The sequence below is a fragment of the Pantoea sp. X-Soil-YNGN-844 genome (assembly GCF_059730595.1).
Window position 1 is genome coordinate 731316 of sequence record NZ_AP036007.1, and the last position, 21966, is coordinate 753281.

Genomic DNA, 21966 nt, shown 5'->3' on the forward strand with positions numbered 1-21966 from the left:
GATGAATACACAACAATTGGCAAAACTGCGTTCTATCGTGCCCGAGATGCGTCGCGTCCGGCACATCCACTTTGTCGGCATCGGTGGTGCTGGCATGGGCGGTATTGCCGAAGTGTTAGCAAATGAAGGCTACCATATCAGCGGTTCAGATCTGGCCCCTAACCCGGTGACGCAGAACCTGATCGCCCTGGGCGCCACCATTTATTTTAACCATCGCCCCGAAAACGTGACCGATGCCAGCGTCGTTGTGGTCTCCAGCGCCGTATCGCAGGATAACCCGGAACTGGTAGCAGCTCGTGAACAGCGTATCCCGGTCATCCGTCGCGCGGAGATGCTGGCTGAACTGATGCGTTTCCGTCACGGCATCGCCGTTGCGGGTACGCATGGCAAAACGACCACCACGGCGATGGTGTCGAGTATTTATGCGGAAGCCGGTCTTGATCCGACTTTCGTTAACGGCGGACTGGTTAAAGCAGCAGGTACCCATGCTCGTCTGGGTCATAGCCGCTATCTGATTGCCGAAGCGGATGAGAGCGATGCGTCGTTCCTGCATCTGCAGCCGATGGTGGCCATTGTGACCAACATCGAAGCTGACCATATGGACACCTATCAGGGCGATTTTGAGAACCTGAAGCAGACGTTTATTAACTTCCTGCACAACCTGCCGTTTTACGGTCGTGCGGTGATGTGTGTGGACGATGTGGTTATCCGTGACCTGATCCCGCGCGTGGGCCGTCATATCACCACCTACGGTTTCAGTGACGATGCAGATCTGCGCATTGAAAACTATGAGCAGAGTGGCGCGCAGGGGCATTTTACCCTGATCCGTCAGGACAAAGCGCCGCTGCAGATTACGCTGAATGCGCCGGGTCGCCACAACGCCCTGAACGCGGCCGCTGCGGTCGCCGTCGCCAGTGAAGAGGGCATTGAAGACAATGCCATCCTGGCTGCGCTGGAAAGTTTCCAGGGCACCGGCCGTCGCTTTGATCTGCTGGGTGAATTCCTGACAGAGCCGGTGAACGGTCAGCCGGGCACTGCGATGCTGGTGGATGATTACGGCCATCATCCCACTGAAGTGGACGCGACGATTAAAGCCGCGCGCGCAGGCTGGCCGGATAAAAAACTGGTGATGGTGTTTCAGCCGCACCGTTACAGCCGTACCCGCGATTTGTTTGATGATTTCGCCAACGTGCTGTCGCATGTCGATGTGTTACTGATGCTGGATGTGTACTCCGCCGGTGAAACCGCGATTCCGGGTGCCGACAGCCGTTCGCTGTGCCGTGCCATTCGTAACCGGGGCAAGGTTGATCCGATTCTGGTGCCGGAACATGACGCGCTGCCGGAAATGCTGGCACCACTGCTGTCAGGCAATGACCTGATCCTGGTGCAGGGTGCCGGTAACGTCGGCAAGGTTGCTCGCAAGCTGGCGGAGACTAAGCTCCAGCCGGAACGCAAAGCGGAGGATCGTCATGGCGGATAAAGTTGCTGTATTAATGGGCGGCACCTCAGCAGAGCGTGAGGTTTCGCTGAACTCGGGTCAGGCCGTCGTCGCCGGACTGCGTGAAATGGGCATCGATGCGCATGGCGTCGATACCCGTGATGTGTCGGTGCTGACGCTGAAAGAGCAGGGTTTTACCAAAGCCTTTATCGCGCTGCATGGCCGGGGCGGAGAAGATGGCACGATGCAGGCAGTGCTGGAGTTTCTGCAACTGCCTTACACCGGCAGCGGCGTAATGGCATCGGCTGTGACCATGGATAAGCTGCGCACCAAACTGCTGTGGCAGGGTCGCGGATTACCGTCAGGAAAGTTTGTCTGGCTGACGCGCCAGCAGTTTGATGCCGGGCTGGATGCAGAGAGCAACGCAGCAATTGCGGCGCTGGGTCTGCCACTGTTTGTTAAGCCAGCCTGTGAAGGCTCGAGCGTGGGTATCAGCCGGGTTAACGATCTGAGCGCGCTGCCTGCCGCACTGGAAATGGCGTTTAAGCACGACAATGACGTACTGGTCGAGGCGTTTCTCAGCGGCGCGGAGTATACCGTCGCGATTGTGGGCGATCGTATTCTGCCTTCAATTGAAATAAAGAGCGCCAGTGAGTTCTATGACTATGAAGCTAAATACATTTCTGACGATACTCAGTACGTCTGTCCGGCCGATTTAAGCGCTGAGCGCGAAGCTGAATTACAACAGCTGGTGCTGGCGGCCTGGCGTGCACTGGGCTGTCGTGGCTGGGGACGGGTTGATGTGATGACGGATGGGGCAGGGAATTTCCAGCTACTGGAAGCCAATACCTCTCCGGGCATGACCAGCCACAGTCTGGTTCCTATGGCAGCGAAACAGGCGGGCATGAGTTTCCCGCAGCTGGTTGCCCATATTCTGGAGCTGGCCGACTGATATGTCACAGGCGGCGATGAGAGTTCGAAACCGTGAACCGCAGGAGCGTATTCGCACTGGGCGCAGTAACGGAGCCCGACTGTTCGGCATTGTTTTTCTGCTGATGGTTATCGGGATTATGGTTGCCGGCGGGCTGGTAGTGCTGAAGTGGATGAACGATGCGTCCCGGCTGCCGCTGTCAAAACTGGTGGTGACAGGACAGACGCACTACACCACCCACGACGATATCCGCCAGGCGATTCTGTCGCTGGGTCCGCCTGGCACGTTTATGTCTCAGGATGTGGATATCCTGCAGCAGCAGATTGAGCGGCTGCCGTGGATTAAGCAGGTCAGCGTCCGTAAGCAGTGGCCAGACGAACTGAAGATCCATCTGGTGGAGTACACGCCGGTGGCGCGCTGGAACGATTTGCATATGGTGGATGCTGAAGGTGTCTCCTTCAGCGTACCCGCCAGTCATGCCGGCAAAGAAACAATGCCGATGTTGTATGGGCCAGAAGGGAGTGAGAAAGAGGTCCTGGCGGGCTATCACAGCATGGATGATGTGCTGAAAGCCCGGAAGTTTACCCTGAAGGTGGCGTCGATGACGGCCCGTCGTTCATGGCAGCTGGTCACCAGCGATGATGTACGTATCGAACTGGGCCGCAGCGACACCATGAAACGACTGAATCGCTTTATTGAGCTCTACCCGGTGCTGCAACAGCAAGGTCAGAACGAGAGCAAACGTATCAGCTACGTGGATTTGCGATACGACTCTGGCGCTTCTGTTGGCTGGACACCGGTCGTGATGGAGCCACAGGACAGTAATCAGCAACAGAACCAGGCACAGGCTAAACAACAATGATCAAGGCAACGGACAGAAAACTGGTAGTTGGACTCGAAATCGGCACTGCAAAGGTTGCCGCCCTGGTTGGGGAAGTTCTGCCCGATGGTATGGTCAACATTATTGGGGTGGGCAGCTGCCCTTCCCGCGGTATGGATAAAGGTGGCGTAAACGACCTTGAGTCGGTGGTGAAATGCGTTCAGCGCGCCATCGATCAGGCTGAGCTGATGGCAGATTGCCAGATCTCCTCCGTCTACCTTGCTTTATCGGGCAAACATATCAGTTGTCAGAACGAAATCGGGATGGTTCCGATTTCGGAAGAGGAAGTGACTCAGGATGATGTAGAGAACGTTGTACATACCGCCAAATCGGTGAGAGTACGTGACGAGCACCGCATCCTGCATGTAATTCCTCAGGAATACGCCATCGATTATCAGGAAGGGATTAAGAATCCGGTCGGGCTGTCCGGCGTGCGCATGCAGGCAAAAGTGCACCTGATCACCTGCCACAACGATATGGCGAAGAACATCGTTAAAGCCGTTGAGCGTTGCGGACTGAAAGTGGATCAGCTGATTTTTGCCGGCCTCGCCTCCAGTTTTGCGGTTCTGACTGAAGATGAACGTGAGCTGGGCGTCTGTGTTGTCGATATTGGTGGCGGTACAATGGACATAGCCGTATATACCGGCGGCGCTTTACGGCACACTAAGGTGATTCCGTATGCAGGCAACGTCGTCACCAGCGATATCGCCTATGCGTTTGGTACACCACCAACGGATGCTGAGGCGATTAAAGTGCGCCATGGCTGTGCGCTGGGCTCGATTGTCGGCAAAGATGAGAACGTTGAAGTGCCGAGCGTAGGCGGACGTCCACCGCGCAGCCTGCAACGTCAGACGCTGGCGGAAGTGATTGAGCCGCGTTATACCGAACTTTTGAATCTGGTCAATGACGAGATTCTGCAGTTACAGGAACAACTGCGTCAGCAGGGCGTGAAGCATCATCTGGCCGCAGGCATTGTCCTGACCGGTGGTGCAGCGCAAATCGAAGGACTGGCGGCCTGTGCGCAACGCGTATTCCATACGCAGGTGCGTATCGGACAGCCGCTGAATATTACCGGCCTGACTGACTATGCGCAGGAATCGTACTACTCCACCGCCGTGGGACTGTTGCATTACGGCAAAGAGTCGCACATGAACGGTGATGCAGAGACCGAAAAACGGGTTTCAGTAGGTAACTGGTTCAAGCGTATTAACAGTTGGTTAAAAAAAGAGTTTTAATTTTTGTGAAAGGGGATCATGCTGTTTTCTTTAGTGATCTCCAGGCGACAGGCACATAACGGAGAGAAATCATGTTTGAACCTATGGAATTAACCAACGACGCGGTGATTAAAGTCATCGGCGTCGGTGGCGGCGGCGGTAACGCCGTAGAGCACATGGTACGCGAACGTATCGAAGGTGTGGAATTCTTTGCTGTGAATACCGACGCGCAAGCGCTGCGTAAAACAGCGGTCGGCCAGACCATCCAGATCGGTAATAACATTACCAAAGGTCTGGGTGCGGGTGCGAACCCGGAAGTGGGCCGTAACTCTGCAGAAGAAGATCGCGAAGCACTGCGGGCTGCGCTGGAAGGGGCAGACATGGTCTTCATCGCAGCAGGCATGGGCGGCGGTACCGGTACCGGTGCAGCACCTGTGGTTGCTGAAGTGGCCAAGGATCTCGGTATCCTGACGGTGGCGGTTGTCACCAAGCCATTCAACTTTGAAGGCAAAAAACGCATGGCGTTTGCCGAGCAGGGGATCGCTGAACTCTCCAAGCATGTCGATTCACTGATTACCATTCCAAACGACAAGCTGCTGAAAGTGCTGGGTCGTGGCATTTCCCTGCTGGATGCGTTTGGTGCGGCCAATGACGTGCTGAAAGGCGCAGTCCAGGGTATCGCCGAACTGATCACTCGTCCGGGCCTGATGAACGTCGACTTTGCTGACGTGCGTACCGTGATGTCCGAAATGGGCTATGCAATGATGGGTTCAGGCGTGGCGTGCGGTGAAGATCGTGCGGAAGAAGCGGCTGAAATGGCAATCTCCAGCCCGCTGCTGGAAGATATCGACCTGTCTGGCGCCCGTGGCGTGCTGGTCAACATTACTGCGGGCTTCGACCTGCGTCTGGATGAGTTCGAAACCGTGGGTAACACTATCCGCGCCTTCGCCTCTGACAACGCGACCGTGGTAATCGGTACGTCGCTGGATCCGGAAATGAACGACGAACTGCGCGTCACTGTCGTGGCAACCGGTATTGGCATGGACAAGCGTCCGGAAATCACGCTGGTCACCAACAAGCCAGCAAGTCAGCCAGTGATGGATCATCGCTATCAGCAGCACGGTATGTCACCGCTGCCGCAGGAGCAGAAGCCTGCTGCCAAAGTCGTTAATGACCAGGCTGCGCAGTCGAATAAAGAGCCAGACTATCTTGATATTCCGGCCTTTTTACGTAAGCAGGCCGACTAGGATTAACCCTATAATTGGGATTCTCCGCTCTTTGTGCTAAAGTGTCTGTCCGCTGGTAAAGTATACTGGCGGTCGGAAAGGTGATACTGCGAGATAATGCGATGATCAAACAAAGGACATTAAAACGTATTGTTCAGGCGACTGGCGTCGGTTTACATACCGGCAAAAAAGTCACACTGACATTACGCCCTGCGTCGGCTAACACCGGGGTCATCTATCGTCGCACCGACTTGAATCCACCGGTAGATTTTCCGGCTGATGCAAAATACGTGCGCGACACCATGCTGAGTACCTGCCTGGTGAATGATGAAGGCGTGCGTATTTCAACGGTTGAACACCTTAATGCCGCCCTGGCGGGTCTGGGTATCGACAACATTATTGTTGAAGTCGATGCGCCAGAAATCCCGATCATGGATGGCAGCGCAGCACCGTTTATCTATCTGCTGATGGATGCGGGTATCGAGCAGCTCAACAGCGCGAAGAAATTTGTGCGTGTTAAGCAGAGCGTGCGTGTGGAAGAGGGTGACAAATGGGCAGAGATCAAACCGTACAACGGTTTCTCGCTCGATTTCACCATCGACTTCAAACACCCGGCCATCGATTCCAGCTCACAGCGCTATGCGATGAACTTCTCTGCTGACGCCTTTGTTCGTCAAATCAGCCGGGCGCGTACATTTGGCTTTATGCGTGAAATCGAATATCTGCAGTCTAAAGGCCTGTGCCTGGGCGGTAGCTTAGATTGTGCGATAGGTCTGGATGATTTCCGCGTACTGAATGAAGAAGGTCTGCGTTTTGAAGACGAGTTTGTCCGTCACAAAATGCTGGACGCGATTGGCGACTTGTTTATGTGTGGTCACAACATCATTGGCGCATTCACTGCGTTTAAATCGGGCCACGCGCTGAACAACAAGCTGTTGCAGGCGGTTCTGGCGAAGCAGGAAGCCTGGGAATGGGCAACCTTCGAAGACGAAGCTGAACTGCCAGTGGCATTCAAAGCACCGAATCTGGTTCTGGCTTAACTACCCCAGAACGTGAAACGGCTGGTTATGCTGACACCCTCTCCGGTCAGCGGCACCAGCCGTTTTTTTATTGCTTTCCGTAACACACCCGATGACTGCGACCTTGCTCGCAAAGCGTTGTCTGTTCTGCTGAATTGCTGAACAATCTCACGCGTTTTCTCACGCCGCCTCTTTAATCCCAGGTGTGGATGCCCCACATTAATGTTACTATCTGTGGCGCTTTTACAGGCCGAAATCCGTTGCGGCTCGCGGCGGGTACACGAAATCAAGAGCGCAACAGAGCATGCGCGATGGAAAGGTTGTGATCGGGATTCTTCTGCGCTGGCGACAATTAGGTAGACGCTACTTCTGGCCCCATCTCCTGTTAGGGATGGTAGCGGCCAGCTTTGGCCTGCCAGCCTGTGCGCAAAGCTCCGAACTCAACGCCTCGTCTGAATCGCCGGCCAGCAGTCTCTTTCTCGGCAATGCTACCCGGTTTGATCATTTAATCCGGCTTCAGGAAGCATCCCGACGTCCGAGCTTCAGCGTGGATTACTGGCATCAGCACGCCATCCGCACCGTTATTCGTCACCTCTCTTTCACGCTGGCACCTCAGGTGCAGGCGGAGCAACAGCAGTTACCGCTGGCGGCACAAAAGCTGGCGCTGATCGACTCATTGCATAATTTACTGACATCACATTCTGCGCTGCACACTGCACCGCAGCAGATATCTGTACCGCCTCTTTTCACGTCCGCTACCCGCTCATGGGTAGAATGGCATGCCAGCGTGCATGGCATTCGCGCCGGACCCGCCCGATTGTTCTGCTAATATTTTTGGTTTTATTCACTCTGTTTAGATTTTGCAGTCCGGAATGCGCCGGCTGAATTGAGAATATATTTACTATGTTAAGCAAAATATTGACCAAGGTTTTTGGTAGCAGTAACGATCGTACGCTGCGCCGTATGCGCAAAGTGGTGGACGTCATCAATAAGATGGAGCCCGATTTTGAGAAGCTCTCTGACGATGAACTGAAAGCGAAAACCGACGAGTTCCGTGAGCGCCTGAAAAAAGGCGAATCGCTGGAAAGCCTGATCCCGGAAGCGTTCGCGACCGTGCGTGAAGCGAGTAAACGTGTGTTCGGCATGCGTCACTTCGACGTGCAGTTGATCGGCGGCATGGTGCTGAACGACCGCTGCATCGCTGAAATGCGTACCGGTGAAGGTAAAACCCTGACCGCAACGCTGCCAGCCTATCTGAATGCGCTGTCCGGCAAAGGCGTTCACGTAGTGACCGTCAACGACTATCTGGCACAGCGTGATGCGGAAAATAACCGTCCCCTGTTTGAGTTCCTGGGTTTAAGCATCGGTATCAACATGTCGGGCCTGCCGGCGGTGGCGAAGCGTGAAGCCTATGCTGCTGATATTACCTACGGCACCAACAACGAATATGGCTTTGACTATCTGCGCGACAACATGGCTTTCAGCCCGGAAGAGCGCGTACAGCGTAAACTGCACTATGCGCTGGTGGATGAGGTCGACTCCATCCTGATCGATGAAGCGCGTACGCCGCTGATTATCTCCGGTCCGGCGGAAGACAGTTCTGAGCTTTATACCAAAGTGAACAAGATCATCCCTCATCTGGTTCGCCAGGATAAAGAAGATACCGAAACCCATCAGGGTGAAGGTGACTTCTGGGTCGATGAGAAAGCGCGTCAGGCTCACATGTCTGAGCGTGGTCTGGTGAAAGTGGAAGAGCTGCTGGTCAGCCAGGGCATCATGGAAGCGGGCGAGTCTCTCTACTCACCGACCAACATCATGCTGATGCACCACGTCACTGCGGCGTTGCGTGCGCACGCACTCTTTACCCGCGATGTTGATTACATCGTGAAAGATGGCGAAGTGGTGATTGTTGATGAACACACCGGCCGTACCATGCAGGGCCGTCGCTGGTCCGATGGTCTGCATCAGGCGATTGAAGCGAAAGAAGGCGTTGAGATTCAGAACGAGAACCAGACGCTGGCCTCTATCACCTTCCAGAACTACTTCCGTATTTACGAGAAGCTGGCCGGTATGACCGGTACTGCTGATACCGAAGCGTTCGAATTCAGCTCTATTTACAAGCTCGACACCATTGTGGTGCCAACCAACCGTCCGATGGTGCGTAAAGATCTGGCTGACCTGGTTTACATGACCGAGAAAGAGAAGATCGATGCCATTATCGAAGATATCCGTGAGCGCACAGCCAACGGTCAGCCGGTGCTGGTGGGAACCATCTCGATTGAAAAATCAGAAGTGGTTTCTAACGAACTGACCCGTGCCGGCATCAAACATAACGTCCTGAACGCCAAATTCCACGCCCGCGAAGCGGATATCGTGGCGCAGGCTGGTCAGCCGGGTGCAGTCACTATCGCCACCAACATGGCCGGACGTGGTACGGACATTATGCTGGGCGGTAGCTGGCACGCTGAAGTGGCTGAACTGGAAGAGCCGACTGAAGCGCAAATCGAAGAGATCAAAGCGGCATGGCAGATTCGTCACGATGCGGTGCTGGCGTCCGGTGGTTTGCACATTGTCGGTACTGAACGTCACGAATCGCGTCGTATCGATAACCAGCTGCGTGGTCGTGCCGGCCGTCAGGGTGACGCCGGTTCTTCACGCTTCTATCTGTCGATGGAAGATGCGCTGATGCGTATTTTCGCCTCAGACCGCGTCTCCAACATGATGCGTAAACTGGGCATGAAGCCAGGCGAAGCGATTGAGCATCCATGGGTCACCAAAGCGATTGCCAATGCACAGCGTAAAGTTGAAAGCCGCAACTTCGATATTCGTAAGCAGCTGCTGGAATATGATGATGTAGCGAATGACCAGCGTCGCGCGATCTACAGTCAGCGTAATGAACTGCTGGATGTCTCGGACGTTAGCGAAACCATCAACAGCATTCGCCACGATGTCTATAAAGCCACCATTGACACCTATATTCCGCCGCAGTCGCTGGAAGAGATGTGGGACGTGCCGGGTCTGGAAGAGCGTCTGCGTGCTGACTTCGATCTGAACCTGCCCATTGCAGAGTGGCTGGATAAAGAGCCTGACCTGCATGAAGAAGTGCTGCGTGAGCGCATCATGACCCATGCCACCGAAAGCTACGCTGAGAAAGAGCAGATCGTTGGCGCAGAGATGATGCGCAACTTCGAAAAAGGCGTGATGTTGCAGACGCTGGATTCATTGTGGAAAGAGCATCTGGCTGCGATGGACTATCTGCGTCAGGGTATCCATCTGCGCGGCTATGCGCAGAAAGATCCGAAGCAGGAGTACAAGCGTGAGTCCTTCGCTATGTTTGCCGCAATGCTTGAATCACTGAAGTATGAAGTGATCAGTACGCTGAGCAAAGTGCAGGTGCGCATGCCAGAAGAAGTTGAAGCGATGGAGCAACAGCGTCGTGAAGAAGCTGAACGTCTGGCGCAGCAACAGCAGCTAAGCCATGTAGAAGAAGATCTGCTGGCAGCCGAGCCTGTGGCGGAGCAGAGTGGCGAACGCAAAGTCGGCCGCAACGATCCCTGCCCATGCGGTTCCGGTAAAAAGTACAAGCAGTGTCATGGCCGTATTGCCTGAGACTGAATGCTGATGAAAAAGGAGCCGATGGCTCCTTTTTTTATGCACTCTGCTAACGTAATCTCTGCGCCAGCGCGGAGCTAAAGCGGTTAACTTCCGCAACCGCATGCTCTAAAATCAACCTTCATTCACCTACTACATCCGGATAGTTTCCATGAAGCACCTGCAGGTTGCAGTTGGCATCATTCGCAATGCCAATAAACAGATTTTCCTTGCCCAGCGTGCGGCAAGCTCTTACATGGCGAACAAGTGGGAGTTTCCTGGCGGTAAAATTGAAGCGGGCGAAAGCGCCGAACAGGGGCTGATCAGGGAGCTTCACGAAGAGACCGGAATTGACGTCACTGAGGCACGCCCGATTGGTCATGCAGACCACAGCTATGACGATCTGCGCGTAACGCTGCATTTCTTTCTGGTTGAAGGGTGGAAAGGCGAGCCGTGGGGCAAAGAGGGTCAGCCACAGCGTTGGGTTGATCAGCATGCGCTGGTGGCGGAGGAGTTTCCACCCGCGAATCACCAGCTGATTGCGCGTCTGGTCGCGGGCGAACTCTGACTGGATGGGGCAGTGCGCCCCATCATATCAGCGATCTTCTTCTTCGCTCCAGTTATCACTGTCGTTCATGTCGTTGCTGCTGGGAATGCGTTTTTCTTCTGCGGCCCATTCTCCTAAATCGATGAGCTGGCAGCGCTTACTGCAAAAAGGGCGCCACGGGCTGAGCTCATCCCAGATCACATCTTTGCCGCACTGCGGACAGGAAACGGTCATCACTTCTTGCTGCATATTTACCTCTAACAACAGGCCAGCTGGAAGTTAAGGCGGGCCGGAACTTCACCGCGCTCACTATCAAGTGGCATAAAACGAATGGCGTAGCGGCTTTTATGTCCGGACACCTGTGGATAGAGCGCATCGTCCAGCGACAGCTGCAGTCGCAGCAGATCAGCACCCTCGGCATTATCCTGATAAAAACCATTAAGGCTGGTCTGCATATGGAACGTGCCGGACTGGCGGATCAGATCCAATACCATCGCCAGCGCATGATGCAGAGGCTCCAGCGTCTGCATCCAGGCCTCGACCTGCGCATCGCGCGTTTCCTGCGGCAGATGGAGCCAGATGTGCAGGCCCGGCAAATCAAAGCTGCAGCATCCGCCTGGGATGCTCAGTCGCTGACGCACCAGGGCAATCAGACGATCCTCGCGCAGTTGCTGGCCCATACGCGGTGCATTCATCAACAGCGTTGACTGAATTTTGAGTTTATCGCGCAGAGCATCCACCAGCGTCATATCGACGCCGGGCACGTCAGCCCACGCCCGTAATTTTTGCTGCTGACGCTCAAGCTCTTTCAACAGTTCTGTCCGCATATCGCCGCGCTCAAAAATATCGAGCAACTCGCCAGTCAGGCGAAAAAAGGTCAGCGCATTAACGGTTTTATCCAGTGGTGTCGTTTCATCTAACTGATTAATCAAAAACTCAACCCGTAACCAGGTTCGCATTTTTTCATTCAGTGGGTGTTCAAACAGAACGGGTGTGCTCATGGTATTAATCCTTTTTCGTTGCCGCCAGCCTGAGATAGCGCTGATGGAGTTCGGCAACCTGTGGCAAGGCGTCGTCGGGCTCACCACTGTTATCAATAATGTCATCGGCACAGGCGAGGCGCTGCTGGCGCGTGGCCTGTGCGGCAATAATACGTTTCGCCTGTTCGACGGAAAGGTGGTCACGCTGCTGGGTGCGCGCTAACTGCGTTGCCTCATCAATGTCTACCACCAGTACCCGATCAGCCTGGTGCTGTAACTGATTTTCCACCAGTAATGGCACCACCCAGAGCACATAAGGTGAGGTTGCCTGGGCGATCAGTTCTCGTGTCCGGGCGTTAATCTGCGGATGCAGCAGGGCGTTTAACCAGCTTTTCTCTTCAGGCTGCTGAAAAATAATGTCGCGAAGCTGTTTACGATCAAGCGTTCCCTGTTCCGTCACGATTGACGCGCCATAGCGTGCCTGAATGGCCTGCAAAGCGGGCGTGCCAGGTTCAACAACTTCGCGGGCGATCAGGTCAGCATCAATAATGTCCACGCCAGACGCGGCGAATGCCTGGGCAATCGTACTCTTTCCACTGCCGATTCCCCCTGTAAGCGCGACGATATAGGGCATGTTTCTCACCTGACTTCATAATCCGACATAGGTACAGGGTAATGATCTGGCTAAAAAAGGCAAAAATGCGCGGCAGATCACATCGATAAAGCACAACTAAATTTAAGGGATTGTAGCGTAAATAAAGTGAAATTCGCAGTCTTGTCGCGCAGCGAGAGGCGCGTATCATAACGTCACTGGAGCTGTGCTTACTTCGTGAACGACGATTCATTGCCACTTACCAGGACACTGTTTATGCGTATTGAAGAAGATTTGAAACTGGGCTTTAAAGATGTCTTGATCCGCCCCAAACGTTCAACGCTGCAAAGTCGCTCACAGGTTGAGCTTGAGCGCAGCTTTACCTTCAGACATTCAGGCCTGAGCTGGAGCGGCGTACCGATCATCGCCGCCAACATGGATACCGTCGGCACATTTTCGATGGCCGAGGCGCTGGCCAGCTTCAATATCCTCACTGCCGTCCACAAGCATTACAGCGCAGACGACTGGCGGGCGTTTATTCAGCGCGTGCCTGCGACAGTCCTGAACCATGTGATGGTTTCAACCGGCACCTCAGAAGCCGACCTGACTAAACTGGTGGCGATTATGGCGCTGTCTGACGATCTACAGTTTATCTGCATTGACGTGGCTAACGGCTACTCACAGCATTTTGTCGATTTCCTGCAGCGCGCGCGTGAAATGTTCCCGGCTAAAACCATCTGTGCCGGTAACGTGGTCACGGGCGAAATGGTGGAGGAGCTCATCCTCTCTGGCGCGGATATCGTTAAAGTCGGTATTGGTCCAGGATCAGTCTGCACAACCCGTGTGAAAACCGGTGTAGGCTATCCGCAGCTTTCTGCAGTCATTGAGTGTGCCGATGCGGCGCATGGCTTAAGCGGACAGATTGTCAGTGATGGCGGCTGTTCCGTGCCGGGTGATATCGCCAAAGCCTTTGGCGGCGGCGCTGACTTTGTGATGCTGGGCGGTATGCTGGCGGCGCATGATGAGTGTGAAGGGCAGGTCGTCGAAGAGAATGGTGAAAGCTTCATGCTCTTTTACGGCATGAGTTCCGAATCGGCAATGAAGCGTCATGTCGGCGGTGTCGCGCAATACCGTGCCGCAGAAGGTAAAACTGTGAAGCTGCCATTGCGCGGTCCGGTGGCTGACACCGCGCGTGATATTCTGGGTGGACTGCGTTCCGCCTGTACGTACGTCGGGGCTGAGCGCCTCAAAGAGCTGACCAAGCGTACGACCTTTATCCGGGTTAACGAGCAGGAAAACCGCGTTTTCAATCGATAGTCTTTCGGGGCGCACTCTGCGCCCCCTTAATGCATCGCATCACCCAGTCCGAACACCGGCAGATACATCGCAATCACCAGCGTGCCGACAATCCCGCCAATCACCACCATCATCATCGGTTCCAGTGACGCCGCCAGTGTGTCAGCGCGCTCTCGCGTTTCTGCCTCGTGCCATTCCGCCAGACGGGCCAGCATCAAATCCAGTGCGCCCGCCTCCTCACCCACCCGAATCAACTGACCACATAAGGACGTGAACAGCGGATGCTGCATCAGCGCCTGATGCAGAGGACTCCCCTGCGCAATATGCTGCTGCAGTCCGGCCATCGCTTCCCGCCAGAGTAATGAAGAGAGCGTGACTTCCACGGCGGCCAGCCCCTGTAACAGGGTTAATCCGGCACGCTGCGTGAGATTCAGGATGGTATAGATCTGCGTCAGCTGCGTGCCACGCCACAACCCGGAAAGCAGCGGGATGCGCAGGAAAAGCGTCTGTTCACGGCGTTGCCAGCCCGGAGATCGTCGTCGCAGCTGATGCCATCCAGCCAGCATCAGCGAAATACTAAAGGCCAGCACACCGCCCCATTCCTGAAGCGCGGCAGATAACTGCATGACCGCTGCCGTAAAAGCGGGCAGGGGCGCGTCAAAGGAGTCATACACCGCAACAAATTCTGGTAGCACGAACAGCAGCATGCCGCAGGTGACCGCTATCGCCACCAGCAGAATGAACAGCGGATAGCGTAACGCCTTTGCCACCTGATGCCATAACTGCTGCTGGCGGATCTGCTGCTGAGCCAGCTCACTGCAGCAGACATCCAGTTGCCCCGTCAGTTCCCCCACTTCCATCAGAGCCGGGTAGAGCGGCGGAAAAATCTGCGGCCATTCACGCAAAGCCTGTGAAAAAGGGGCACCGCTGAGTACCCGATGATGCAGGGCAAGCATCAGAGCGCGCCAGCCTGCGTGAGGATGCCCCTCAGCCAGTAAAGCCAGACTCTCAGCCAGCGGCAGGCCCGCTTTGAGCAGGGTAGCCAGTTGACGAATCAGATCGGTTTTGTGCTGCCACGTCCACTCCCTCTGACGCCAGATTTTTTCCCGCTTCCAGCTCACCGGCATAAGATCGCGCTGCGACAGCATCTGCAGCAGGTTGTCAGTGTCGACAGCCAGTAGCTGACCACTGAGTAACTGGCCCTGGCTATCGACCGCCTGCCAGCTGAATAAAGCTGCGTTAGCCATCGTCCAGCCCAATTACCCGTTGCATCTCTTCCAGCGAGGTATCGCCGCGGCTTACCGCTTCCAGGCCGGAAACCAGTAAAGTGCGCAATCCCTGCTGTTTCGCCAGACTGAGCAGATTCTCCAGCGGCATCTCGGCTGCAATCGCATTCTGCAGCCTGGCATTGATCGGCAGCAGCTCAAACAGCGCCAGCCGGCCAAAATAGCCGGAAAAGCAGTGGTCGCAGCCGGGGGCCCGCCAGGTCTGCAGGGTGCCGGGCCAGAGTTCCGCAGGATAGTGCGCCACCGCCTCAGCGGGCTGGCGGCAATGGGGGCAGAGGCGTCGGACCAGACGCTGCGCAACAATCAGTTTCAGCGCCGACCCCAGCAGATAACCGGGGATCCCCATCTGCCGCAGCCGGGTTAGCGTTTCGGCGGTGGAGTTGGTGTGCAGCGTCGACAGCACCAGGTGCCCGGTCTGCGCCGCTTTCACCGCAATCTCCGCTGTTTCGGCATCGCGGATCTCGCCCACCATGATCACATCCGGATCCTGCCTCAGCAGCGCCCGCAGCACGCGGTTAAAATCGAGACCGTTTTTGGTGTGGATCTGCGTCTGGTTAATGCCGGGCAGTGGGATCTCAATAGGATCTTCAACGCTGCACAGATTTTTTTCCGGTTTATTCAGGGCACTGAGCCCGCTATAAAGCGTAAACGTCTTGCCGCTGCCGGTGGGGCCGGTGACCAGGATCAGTCCCTGTGGCTGGGCCAGTGCGGCACAGAATAGACGCAACTGGGCAGCGGGTAAGCCTAGCTTATCCAGAGACAGCGCCGCGCTTTCACTCTGCAACAGCCGGACCACTGCTTTCTCGCCGCCATAGATGGGTAAGGTCGCCAGGCGGAAAGAGGCGGGTTTACCGGCAATCTCCATGCTGAACTGACCATCCTGCGGTAAGCGGCGTTCGGCGATATCCAGCCCGCTAAGGATCTTCAGTCGTGCCAGCAACGCCGCAGGCTGAGTGGAAGGCAGTGAAGAGAGCGGATGCAGTACGCCATCAATGCGCAGTCGCACACGCAGACCCTCGCGGCAGGGTTCGATATGCACATCGGAGGCTCGTCGCTCCAGTGCCTGACGCAGGATAAGCTGTGTCGCTTCAATTGCTGACTCGGTAGGTGTCTCTTCGCGCGCAACCAGCGGTTTATCAGCGTGCTGGAGCTGGTCAAGCCGGGCCTGCGGCCAGCATTCGATCTCAATCTGACACTGGCTGGCAAAGTTGAGCGCTTCAGCCAGTCCGGGCGGCACGCTCTCCGCGACGGCAACGCGCAGCAGACTGGCATCATGGTGCAGAACCAGAGCACGATAGCGCTGGCATAATGCCGCAATCGTCTCATCAGGCTTGCTCATCGCTGGCTCCTTTATCCGCAAAGCGGAATTGTTCCCGGCAGTTGTCCTGCAGGCTGGTGTTACTGCTGGTGCAGCTGCGTTGCCAGCTGATGCCGCCCTCTGTGCTGTCCCAGATCGGCAGCATTTCAACGCTCAGACCATTCAGACTCTCCTGGCCAGTCAGCGTAATTACCCCGTTGGTCACGCTCAGTGTTGAGACATAGCGCGATCCTCTGGCTGCCGGAATGCCTGCTTCTCCGGCCTGACATTGTGTGGGGCCACCGCGCTCCATGGCGCAAAGCTCTACCGCGGTTTTATAGGGCACCATTGTTTGCAGCATGTCGGTGAGGGCCGCACGCTGCAGATAGTTTTGATAAGCGGGCAGGCCAATGGCACTTAAGATGGCCACAATACCCACCACAATCATCAGTTCAACCAGCGTAAATCCACGTTGATAATTCATCACATCGTCTCCTGAGTTAAGAAGGCGACAGGGTAAAAATCGGGGGCGGTGAAAGACAGTCAGAGATCGGCGAACTGGAAAGCATGATGTGAAGAGATTTCAGAATTGCAGCGCAGTCGAAACTGCGCCGGAAGCGGGATCGCAAAATCGCCGTGTCGGAGCACGGCTCAGGCTATTTTTGTCTGAAACGCAATGAGAGATCCAGCGCCCGCACATGCTTGGTCAGCGCACCAACCGAGACGTAGTCCACGCCGGTCAGGGCAATCTGCGGCAGGGTGGTTTCGGTGACGTTGCCGGAGACCTCCAGCAGCGTCCGCCCTTGGTTGAGTTCGACGGCTTCACGCATCGCTTCCAGACTGAAGTTGTCCAGCATCACAATGTCGGCTTCCGCTTCCAGCGCCTGACGTAACTCTTCCAATGATTCCACCTCTACCTCAACCGGCACATCGGGCTGCAGCAATTGCGCTCTTTCCACTGCCTGAGCAATCGATCCGCGGGCAATAATATGGTTTTCTTTGATCAGATAGGCGTCAGAGAGCCCCAGGCGATGATTGCTGCCTCCGCCGCACAGTACGGCATATTTCAGTGCAGTCCGCAGTCCTGGCAGAGTTTTGCGCGTATCCAGCAGTTGCGTCTGGCTTCCCGCCAGCAGCGCAACATAGCGGCTGACTTCAGTGGCAACGCCTGAGAGCGTCTGTACAAAATTAAGCGCCGTGCGCTCGGCGGTCAGCAGCAGGCGGGCAGGCCCCACAATTTCAAACAGCAACTGATCTGCTTCGATCTGATCACCATCTTCAACATGCCAGTTCAGAGTCACATGCGAGCCAAGCTGAATGAACACCTCTTCGACCCAGCGTTTACCACAGAAAACACCGGCTTCACGGGTGATGACCTGCGCATGGGCCTGCGTTTCAGCAGGTAATAGCTGCGCGGTAATGTCGCGCTCAGCGTCGATTTCACCACCGAGATCCTCTTTTAACGCCAGCGCAACGGCATCCGGGATGTCACTTTCGATGCGTTTAATCAGGGCCTGACGGCGACTGTCGGGATCGTAACCACGGGATGACATAGGCATTTTACTCCAGAAACAGAGAGGACAGAGGTGGTCACAATAGCCTGAACCGGCATCTGGTTCCAGCAGTGGATAGTATTTTGTTTAGTATCCTTAACAAAGGGCAATTTAATGTCACCGGACCGACACACTAAGAGGCAAGAATCCTTTATTATTCATGCTATTCTCAGCCTGGTGATATAAGGAAAAACGGTATGAAAATCAAACAGGGCTGGCTGACCGGTGTGCGTCACGTGCCGTCAACGCATTGTAATGAACGCCCTGACGATGAGGCGCCTTCACTGCTGGTGATCCACAATATCAGCCTGCCACCCGGTGAATTTGGCGGACCCTGGATCGACAGACTGTTTACCGGCACATTACCGCCCGATGCCCATCCCTATTTTGCGGATATCGCCGCGCTGAAAGTGGCAGCACACTGCCTGATTCGTCGTGACGGGGAGATCGTGCAGTATGTCCCCTTTGACAAACGCGCCTGGCATGCAGGCATTTCGCAGTTTGAAGGACGTGAAAACTGCAACGACTTCTCCATCGGTATTGAGCTGGAAGGAACTGACAGCGAGCCGTATAGCGAGGCGCAATATCGGGCCTTGCAGCAGGTCACGCAGTTACTGCTGCAACACTATCCGGTAACGCCTTCACGTATCACGGGGCACAGCGACATCGCGCCGGTACGCAAAACCGATCCCGGACCTGCTTTTGACTGGGACTACTACAAACAGCTGTTAACGCAGCAAAAATCGTGATTTTTGCGGAGTCAGTATGACGTTGTTTACCTTGTTGTTGGTTTTAGGCTGGGAGCGCCTGTTCAAACTGGGCGAGCACTGGCAGCTCGAACACCGGCTGGAGCCGATTTTTCGCCATCGCAGCCATTACTCCATGATGCGAACCCTGCTGATGACCGTACTGGCGATGGCGCTGACCGCGCTGGTGGTCTGGAGCCTGAAAGGATTGCTGTTTGGCGTGCTGCAGTTGCTGTTCTGGATCGTTGCCGGACTGCTCTGCATCGGTGCCGGCTCAGTGCGTCAGCACTACCATAGCTACCTGAAAGCGGCCAGCCATGACGACGACGCGGCACATCAGGCGATGGCGGCTGAGCTGACGCTAATCCATGGTGTGCCGGTGGAGTGCAGCGAACGTGAGTTCCTGCGCGAGCTGCAGAATGCGCTGATCTGGATAAACTTCCGTTTCTATCTCGCCCCGATGTTCTGGCTGGTGGTGGGTGGGCCGTGGGGACCTGTGCTGCTGGTGGGTTACGCGTTTCTGCGCGCCTGGCAGGGCTGGCTGGCAAAGCACGGTACACCGATGGCGCGTGCACAATCGGGCGTGGATGCGATTCTGCATCTGCTCGACTGGATCCCGGTGCGGCTGGCGGGTGTCGCTTACGCGCTGCTGGGCCACGGCGAAAAAGCGCTGCCCGCCTGGTTTGCCTCGCTGACCGATCGTCATCGTTCTCAGTATCACGTGCTGACGACGCTGGCGCAGTTCTCACTGTCGCGCGATCCGCACACCGATAAAGTTGAAACGCCACGGGTGGCCGTGGCGTTAGCAAAACGGACTTCGCTGGTGCTGGTTGTTGCCGTCGCGTTGCTGACGATTTACGGCACGCTGGTGTAATCAGCAGGTGGCACGCCGAAATCGGGCGTGCCATCTTCCCGCCAGCTGAAATATTTCAGTCGGGTATGGCGGTTCGGATCCCAGAGTGGATCGCCCTCAATTTCAGTGTAATTACGCGCGTGGTAAACCAGCACGTCGCGTCCTGCCTCATCCTGAGTAAAGCTATTGTGACCCGGCCCGTACTGGTGGTTGTCCCAGCTGGACACAAACACTGGTCGCGCTGATTTCTGCCAGGCCGCGGCATCAAGCGGGTTGGCATCTGCGGCAATCGACAGGAGCCCCAGACAGTAATTCTCATCGGTGGCACTGGCGGAGTAGGTCACAAACAGCCGATCGCCGTGACGGATGACCGCCGGACCTTCATTAACGCTGAACCCTGCACACTCCCACTCATATTCCGGCCGGCTTAGCATCACAGGCGTGCCTTTCAGCGTCCAGGGATTCAGCAGCTCAGCCAGGTAGAGGTTAGAGTTGCCGGGAATCAGAGGATCTTTCTGCGCCCAGAGATACCAGTTTTTGCCCTGATGCACGAAGTGGGTGGCATCCAGTGAGAAGCTGTCGAGCTGACTGAAGACGCGGCGGCAGGGTTGCCATTCGCCCTGCAACGGATCTGCAGCTTTGCATACCAGTGCATACATCCGGTGCTGAAACAGTCCTTCTTTGATCTCCCGCGTCGGGGCTGCCGCGAAATAGATGACCCATTGACCGTCAATGTAGTGCAGCTCAGGTGCCCAGATTAATTCGCTGCAGGAGCCACTCGTGGGCTTGCGCCAGACCACAACCGGTTCAGCGCTGCGCAGGCCATCCAGCGTGGTAGCGCGCCGGATCTCCAGCCGGTCATACTCCGGCACCGAGGCCACAAAATAGTAGTGCTGTTCATGGCGCAGGATAAAGGGATCGGCGCGCTGCTCAATAAAAGGATTCGGCAGGATTGCGGTCATTTAACATCTCCGGTTGGCGTGACAACACCGTTGCGCAGGCGAACAGTGTGCAACTCATGGAAGTTTTCGCGGCGCAACGCGAGATCCTGCTGGATGGTAATCATCATTTTGCGGTCAACTTTCATCAGCCGCACCACACCTGCAGTAATCAGATAGCCAACACCCGGAATAACGGTGAACAGCAGCATGATGCCGTTAATCGCCTCGGGTGACTGCTGTTTAGCGCCGGCATTGTAGCCATAGATCGACAGCAGAAAGCCGACCATCGCACCGGCGACCGCCAGTCCCACTTTAAGGAAGAACAGGTTGCCGGAAAAGCTGATACCGGTAATGCGTTTGCCGGTTTTCCATTCGCCGTAGTCATCCACATCGGCCATCAGCGACCAGTGCAGCGGAGAGGGGATCTGATGCAGAATATTCAGCACAAAATAGGCGACTACAACCATCACGGTAGCGTGGGGATCGATCCAGTAGAAGGCGCTGGAGAAGAGGGCCAGTGCGATATTGGTCCAGAAGAAGACTTTGAGTTTGCACCAGCGATCGGTGAGCAGTTTTGCCAGCGTGCTGCCGAACATCATGCCAATGACTCCCAGGCTGATAAACAGCGTGGCAAAGTGCGTTGACTGGCCCATGACCCAGGTCACGTAATACATGGTGGCCGCCATGCGGATAAAGCCAGGACAGACATTACAGAAGGTGAGCAGCAGAATGCGCACCCACTGGTCATTCTTCCAGACGTCACGCAGATCTTTCTTCAGGTCATCATTGCTCGGCACGGCCGGGCGAATACGTTCCCGTACCGTGGCAAAGCAGAACAGAAACATCGCCAGACCAATGGTGGCCAATACCGCCATCGCCATCTGATAGCCACGTGCTTTGTCTTCACCGCCAAACCACTCCGCCATCGGCAGCAGCGACAGCGACAGTATCAGCGTAGCAATGCCGACCATGACAAAGCGATAAGACTGGCAGGAGACACGCTCACCGGGATCGTTGGTAATCACGCCGCCCAGAGAACAGTAAGGAATGTTAATCGCGGTGTAGGTCAGCGACATCAGGAAGTAGGTGACGAAGGCCCAGATCACCTTGTTGTGGTAAGTCCAGTCAGGCGTGGTGAACATCAGAACGCTGAAGACCACATAGGGCACGGAAACCCACAGTAGCCAGGGACGAAAACGGCCCCAGCGACTCTGGGTGCGATCGGCGATGGCACCCATAATCGGGTCGGTTACCGCATCCAGCACCCGGACCGAAAGCAGCAGGGTCCCGACCAGCGCCGGAGCCAGCCCGAAAACATCGGTATAGAAGTAGTTCAGGAACAGCATGATGGCACCGCCAATCATGTTGCATCCGGCATCGCCCATGCCATAACCCAGTTTTTCCCGAAACGAGAGGGCTGCACCTTTCATGGTTTTCTCCTGCGCATCCAGTGTGAACAGGAATTATTGTCATCAAATCAGCGAGATGAACGGGAGTAATTCGTCATGAAGATGGACAAAACAGGTGCGGGAAGAGAAGTGTGAACTGGATCGGGGCTGAAGAGGGGCAGGGGAAC

The 21966-nt window shown here is 55.6% G+C and carries 21 protein-coding genes; 12 read left to right on the forward strand and 9 right to left on the reverse strand.

Annotation, left to right across the window (positions count from 1 at the left end; all coding sequences use genetic code 11):
- Position 1: 1 nt before the first annotated feature.
- From murC to mutT, 9 genes are all read left to right on the forward strand, one after another.
- Positions 2-1480 (forward strand): UDP-N-acetylmuramate--L-alanine ligase, encoded by a 1479-nt coding sequence (gene murC / locus AC6I8C_RS03180; protein WP_497821594.1) that lies wholly within the window; start codon positions 2-4, stop codon positions 1478-1480.
- Positions 1470-2390, forward strand: coding sequence for a D-alanine--D-alanine ligase (locus AC6I8C_RS03185; RefSeq protein ID WP_497821595.1), 921 nt, complete (start codon positions 1470-1472; stop codon positions 2388-2390). Before murC ends, AC6I8C_RS03185 begins: the two co-directional genes overlap by 11 nt.
- 1 nt (position 2391) lies before the next feature.
- Complete coding sequence (gene ftsQ / locus AC6I8C_RS03190; RefSeq protein WP_013356768.1) at positions 2392-3231, forward strand: cell division protein FtsQ; 840 nt, start codon at positions 2392-2394, stop codon at positions 3229-3231.
- Entirely contained in the window at positions 3228-4484 is a 1257-nt protein-coding gene (ftsA, locus tag AC6I8C_RS03195) for a cell division protein FtsA (RefSeq protein ID WP_010253890.1), read from the forward strand. Before ftsQ ends, ftsA begins: the two co-directional genes overlap by 4 nt.
- A 71-nt stretch (positions 4485-4555) precedes the next feature.
- Positions 4556-5710: a cell division protein FtsZ gene (gene ftsZ, locus AC6I8C_RS03200; protein WP_003854738.1), complete on the forward strand. Its 1155-nt coding sequence runs from the start codon at positions 4556-4558 to the stop codon at positions 5708-5710.
- A gap of 101 nt (positions 5711-5811) precedes the next feature.
- Entirely contained in the window at positions 5812-6729 is a 918-nt protein-coding gene (gene lpxC, locus AC6I8C_RS03205) for a UDP-3-O-acyl-N-acetylglucosamine deacetylase (protein WP_497821596.1), read from the forward strand.
- A 301-nt stretch (positions 6730-7030) separates the two neighbouring features.
- On the forward strand, positions 7031-7537 hold the full coding sequence (secM, locus tag AC6I8C_RS03210; RefSeq protein ID WP_497821597.1) for a secA translation cis-regulator SecM: 507 nt from the start codon (positions 7031-7033) through the stop codon (positions 7535-7537).
- Between the two features lie 74 nt (positions 7538-7611).
- Entirely contained in the window at positions 7612-10317 is a 2706-nt protein-coding gene (gene secA / locus AC6I8C_RS03215) for a preprotein translocase subunit SecA (RefSeq protein WP_275220577.1), read from the forward strand.
- Between the two features lie 154 nt (positions 10318-10471).
- Positions 10472-10867 (forward strand): 8-oxo-dGTP diphosphatase MutT, encoded by a 396-nt coding sequence (gene mutT, locus AC6I8C_RS03220; RefSeq protein WP_135910093.1) that lies wholly within the window; start codon positions 10472-10474, stop codon positions 10865-10867.
- A gap of 27 nt (positions 10868-10894) precedes the next feature.
- Here mutT and yacG read toward each other — a convergent pair whose 3' ends face one another.
- The 3 genes from yacG to coaE are packed head-to-tail and all read right to left on the reverse strand — an operon-like array spanning position 10895 to position 12460.
- The gene (gene yacG, locus AC6I8C_RS03225; RefSeq protein ID WP_013356775.1) at positions 10895-11095 is read right to left on the reverse strand and encodes a DNA gyrase inhibitor YacG; all 201 of its coding nucleotides are present in this window, start codon (positions 11093-11095) and stop codon (positions 10895-10897) included.
- An 8-nt stretch (positions 11096-11103) separates the two neighbouring features.
- Complete coding sequence (gene zapD, locus AC6I8C_RS03230) at positions 11104-11847, reverse strand: cell division protein ZapD (protein ID WP_312118183.1); 744 nt, start codon at positions 11845-11847, stop codon at positions 11104-11106.
- 4 nt (positions 11848-11851) lie between these two features.
- On the reverse strand, positions 11852-12460 hold the full coding sequence (gene coaE, locus AC6I8C_RS03235; protein WP_497821598.1) for a dephospho-CoA kinase: 609 nt from the start codon (positions 12458-12460) through the stop codon (positions 11852-11854).
- Between the two features lie 234 nt (positions 12461-12694).
- On the opposite strand from coaE, the gene AC6I8C_RS03240 reads away from it, so the two are divergent.
- A complete protein-coding gene (locus AC6I8C_RS03240) occupies positions 12695-13735 on the forward strand; it encodes a GMP reductase (protein ID WP_033781869.1) in 1041 nt (346 codons plus the stop codon).
- A gap of 26 nt (positions 13736-13761) precedes the next feature.
- On the opposite strand, the gene hofC is transcribed toward AC6I8C_RS03240, so the two are convergent.
- The 4 genes from hofC to nadC form a co-directional block, all read right to left on the reverse strand.
- On the reverse strand, positions 13762-14961 hold the full coding sequence (gene hofC, locus AC6I8C_RS03245; protein WP_497821599.1) for a protein transport protein HofC: 1200 nt from the start codon (positions 14959-14961) through the stop codon (positions 13762-13764).
- Positions 14954-16339: a type II secretion system protein GspE gene (gene gspE / locus AC6I8C_RS03250; protein WP_497821600.1), complete on the reverse strand. Its 1386-nt coding sequence runs from the start codon at positions 16337-16339 to the stop codon at positions 14954-14956. Before gspE ends, hofC begins: the two co-directional genes overlap by 8 nt.
- Positions 16326-16781, reverse strand: a complete 456-nt coding sequence (gene ppdD, locus AC6I8C_RS03255) for a prepilin peptidase-dependent pilin (RefSeq protein ID WP_013356781.1) — start codon at positions 16779-16781, stop codon at positions 16326-16328. Before ppdD ends, gspE begins: the two co-directional genes overlap by 14 nt.
- 172 nt (positions 16782-16953) lie before the next feature.
- Positions 16954-17850 carry a carboxylating nicotinate-nucleotide diphosphorylase gene (gene nadC / locus AC6I8C_RS03260; protein ID WP_497823302.1) on the reverse strand — a complete coding sequence of 299 codons (897 nt, stop codon included), beginning with the start codon at positions 17848-17850 and terminating at the stop codon, positions 16954-16956.
- Between the two features lie 197 nt (positions 17851-18047).
- On the opposite strand from nadC, the gene ampD reads away from it, so the two are divergent.
- Positions 18048-18599 (forward strand): 1,6-anhydro-N-acetylmuramyl-L-alanine amidase AmpD, encoded by a 552-nt coding sequence (gene ampD / locus AC6I8C_RS03265; protein ID WP_033731574.1) that lies wholly within the window; start codon positions 18048-18050, stop codon positions 18597-18599.
- 16 nt (positions 18600-18615) lie between these two features.
- Complete coding sequence (gene ampE / locus AC6I8C_RS03270; protein WP_497821601.1) at positions 18616-19470, forward strand: beta-lactamase regulator AmpE; 855 nt, start codon at positions 18616-18618, stop codon at positions 19468-19470.
- On the opposite strand, the gene AC6I8C_RS03275 is transcribed toward ampE, so the two are convergent.
- Both AC6I8C_RS03275 and AC6I8C_RS03280 read right to left on the reverse strand, forming a co-directional pair.
- On the reverse strand, positions 19452-20411 hold the full coding sequence (locus AC6I8C_RS03275; protein ID WP_497821602.1) for a glycoside hydrolase family 43 protein: 960 nt from the start codon (positions 20409-20411) through the stop codon (positions 19452-19454). The two genes, ampE and AC6I8C_RS03275, sit on opposite strands and share 19 nt — an antisense overlap.
- Positions 20408-21820, reverse strand: coding sequence for a glycoside-pentoside-hexuronide (GPH):cation symporter (locus AC6I8C_RS03280; RefSeq protein ID WP_033731579.1), 1413 nt, complete (start codon positions 21818-21820; stop codon positions 20408-20410). The genes AC6I8C_RS03275 and AC6I8C_RS03280 overlap by 4 nt, the downstream gene beginning before the upstream one ends.
- Positions 21821-21966: the final 146 nt, after the last annotated feature.

Excerpts from the sequence above, each read along its gene's own strand:
- murC (WP_497821594.1), top strand. The coding sequence starts at position 2 with ATGAATACACAACAATTGGCAAAACTGCGTTCTATCGTGCCCGAGATG.
- AC6I8C_RS03185 (WP_497821595.1), top strand. The coding sequence starts at position 1,470 with ATGGCGGATAAAGTTGCTGTATTAATGGGCGGCACCTCAGCAGAGCGT.
- ftsQ (WP_013356768.1), top strand. The coding sequence starts at position 2,392 with ATGTCACAGGCGGCGATGAGAGTTCGAAACCGTGAACCGCAGGAGCGT.
- ftsA (WP_010253890.1), top strand. The coding sequence starts at position 3,228 with ATGATCAAGGCAACGGACAGAAAACTGGTAGTTGGACTCGAAATCGGC.
- ftsZ (WP_003854738.1), top strand. The coding sequence starts at position 4,556 with ATGTTTGAACCTATGGAATTAACCAACGACGCGGTGATTAAAGTCATC.
- lpxC (WP_497821596.1), top strand. The coding sequence starts at position 5,812 with ATGATCAAACAAAGGACATTAAAACGTATTGTTCAGGCGACTGGCGTC.
- secA (WP_275220577.1), top strand. The coding sequence starts at position 7,612 with ATGTTAAGCAAAATATTGACCAAGGTTTTTGGTAGCAGTAACGATCGT.
- mutT (WP_135910093.1), top strand. The coding sequence starts at position 10,472 with ATGAAGCACCTGCAGGTTGCAGTTGGCATCATTCGCAATGCCAATAAA.
- yacG (WP_013356775.1), bottom strand. The coding sequence starts at position 11,095 with ATGCAGCAAGAAGTGATGACCGTTTCCTGTCCGCAGTGCGGCAAAGAT.
- zapD (WP_312118183.1), bottom strand. The coding sequence starts at position 11,847 with ATGAGCACACCCGTTCTGTTTGAACACCCACTGAATGAAAAAATGCGA.
- coaE (WP_497821598.1), bottom strand. The coding sequence starts at position 12,460 with ATGCCCTATATCGTCGCGCTTACAGGGGGAATCGGCAGTGGAAAGAGT.
- AC6I8C_RS03240 (WP_033781869.1), top strand. The coding sequence starts at position 12,695 with ATGCGTATTGAAGAAGATTTGAAACTGGGCTTTAAAGATGTCTTGATC.
- hofC (WP_497821599.1), bottom strand. The coding sequence starts at position 14,961 with ATGGCTAACGCAGCTTTATTCAGCTGGCAGGCGGTCGATAGCCAGGGC.
- gspE (WP_497821600.1), bottom strand. The coding sequence starts at position 16,339 with ATGAGCAAGCCTGATGAGACGATTGCGGCATTATGCCAGCGCTATCGT.
- ppdD (WP_013356781.1), bottom strand. The coding sequence starts at position 16,781 with ATGAATTATCAACGTGGATTTACGCTGGTTGAACTGATGATTGTGGTG.
- nadC (WP_497823302.1), bottom strand. The coding sequence starts at position 17,850 with ATGTCATCCCGTGGTTACGATCCCGACAGTCGCCGTCAGGCCCTGATT.
- ampD (WP_033731574.1), top strand. The coding sequence starts at position 18,048 with ATGAAAATCAAACAGGGCTGGCTGACCGGTGTGCGTCACGTGCCGTCA.
- ampE (WP_497821601.1), top strand. The coding sequence starts at position 18,616 with ATGACGTTGTTTACCTTGTTGTTGGTTTTAGGCTGGGAGCGCCTGTTC.
- AC6I8C_RS03275 (WP_497821602.1), bottom strand. The coding sequence starts at position 20,411 with ATGACCGCAATCCTGCCGAATCCTTTTATTGAGCAGCGCGCCGATCCC.
- AC6I8C_RS03280 (WP_033731579.1), bottom strand. The coding sequence starts at position 21,820 with ATGAAAGGTGCAGCCCTCTCGTTTCGGGAAAAACTGGGTTATGGCATG.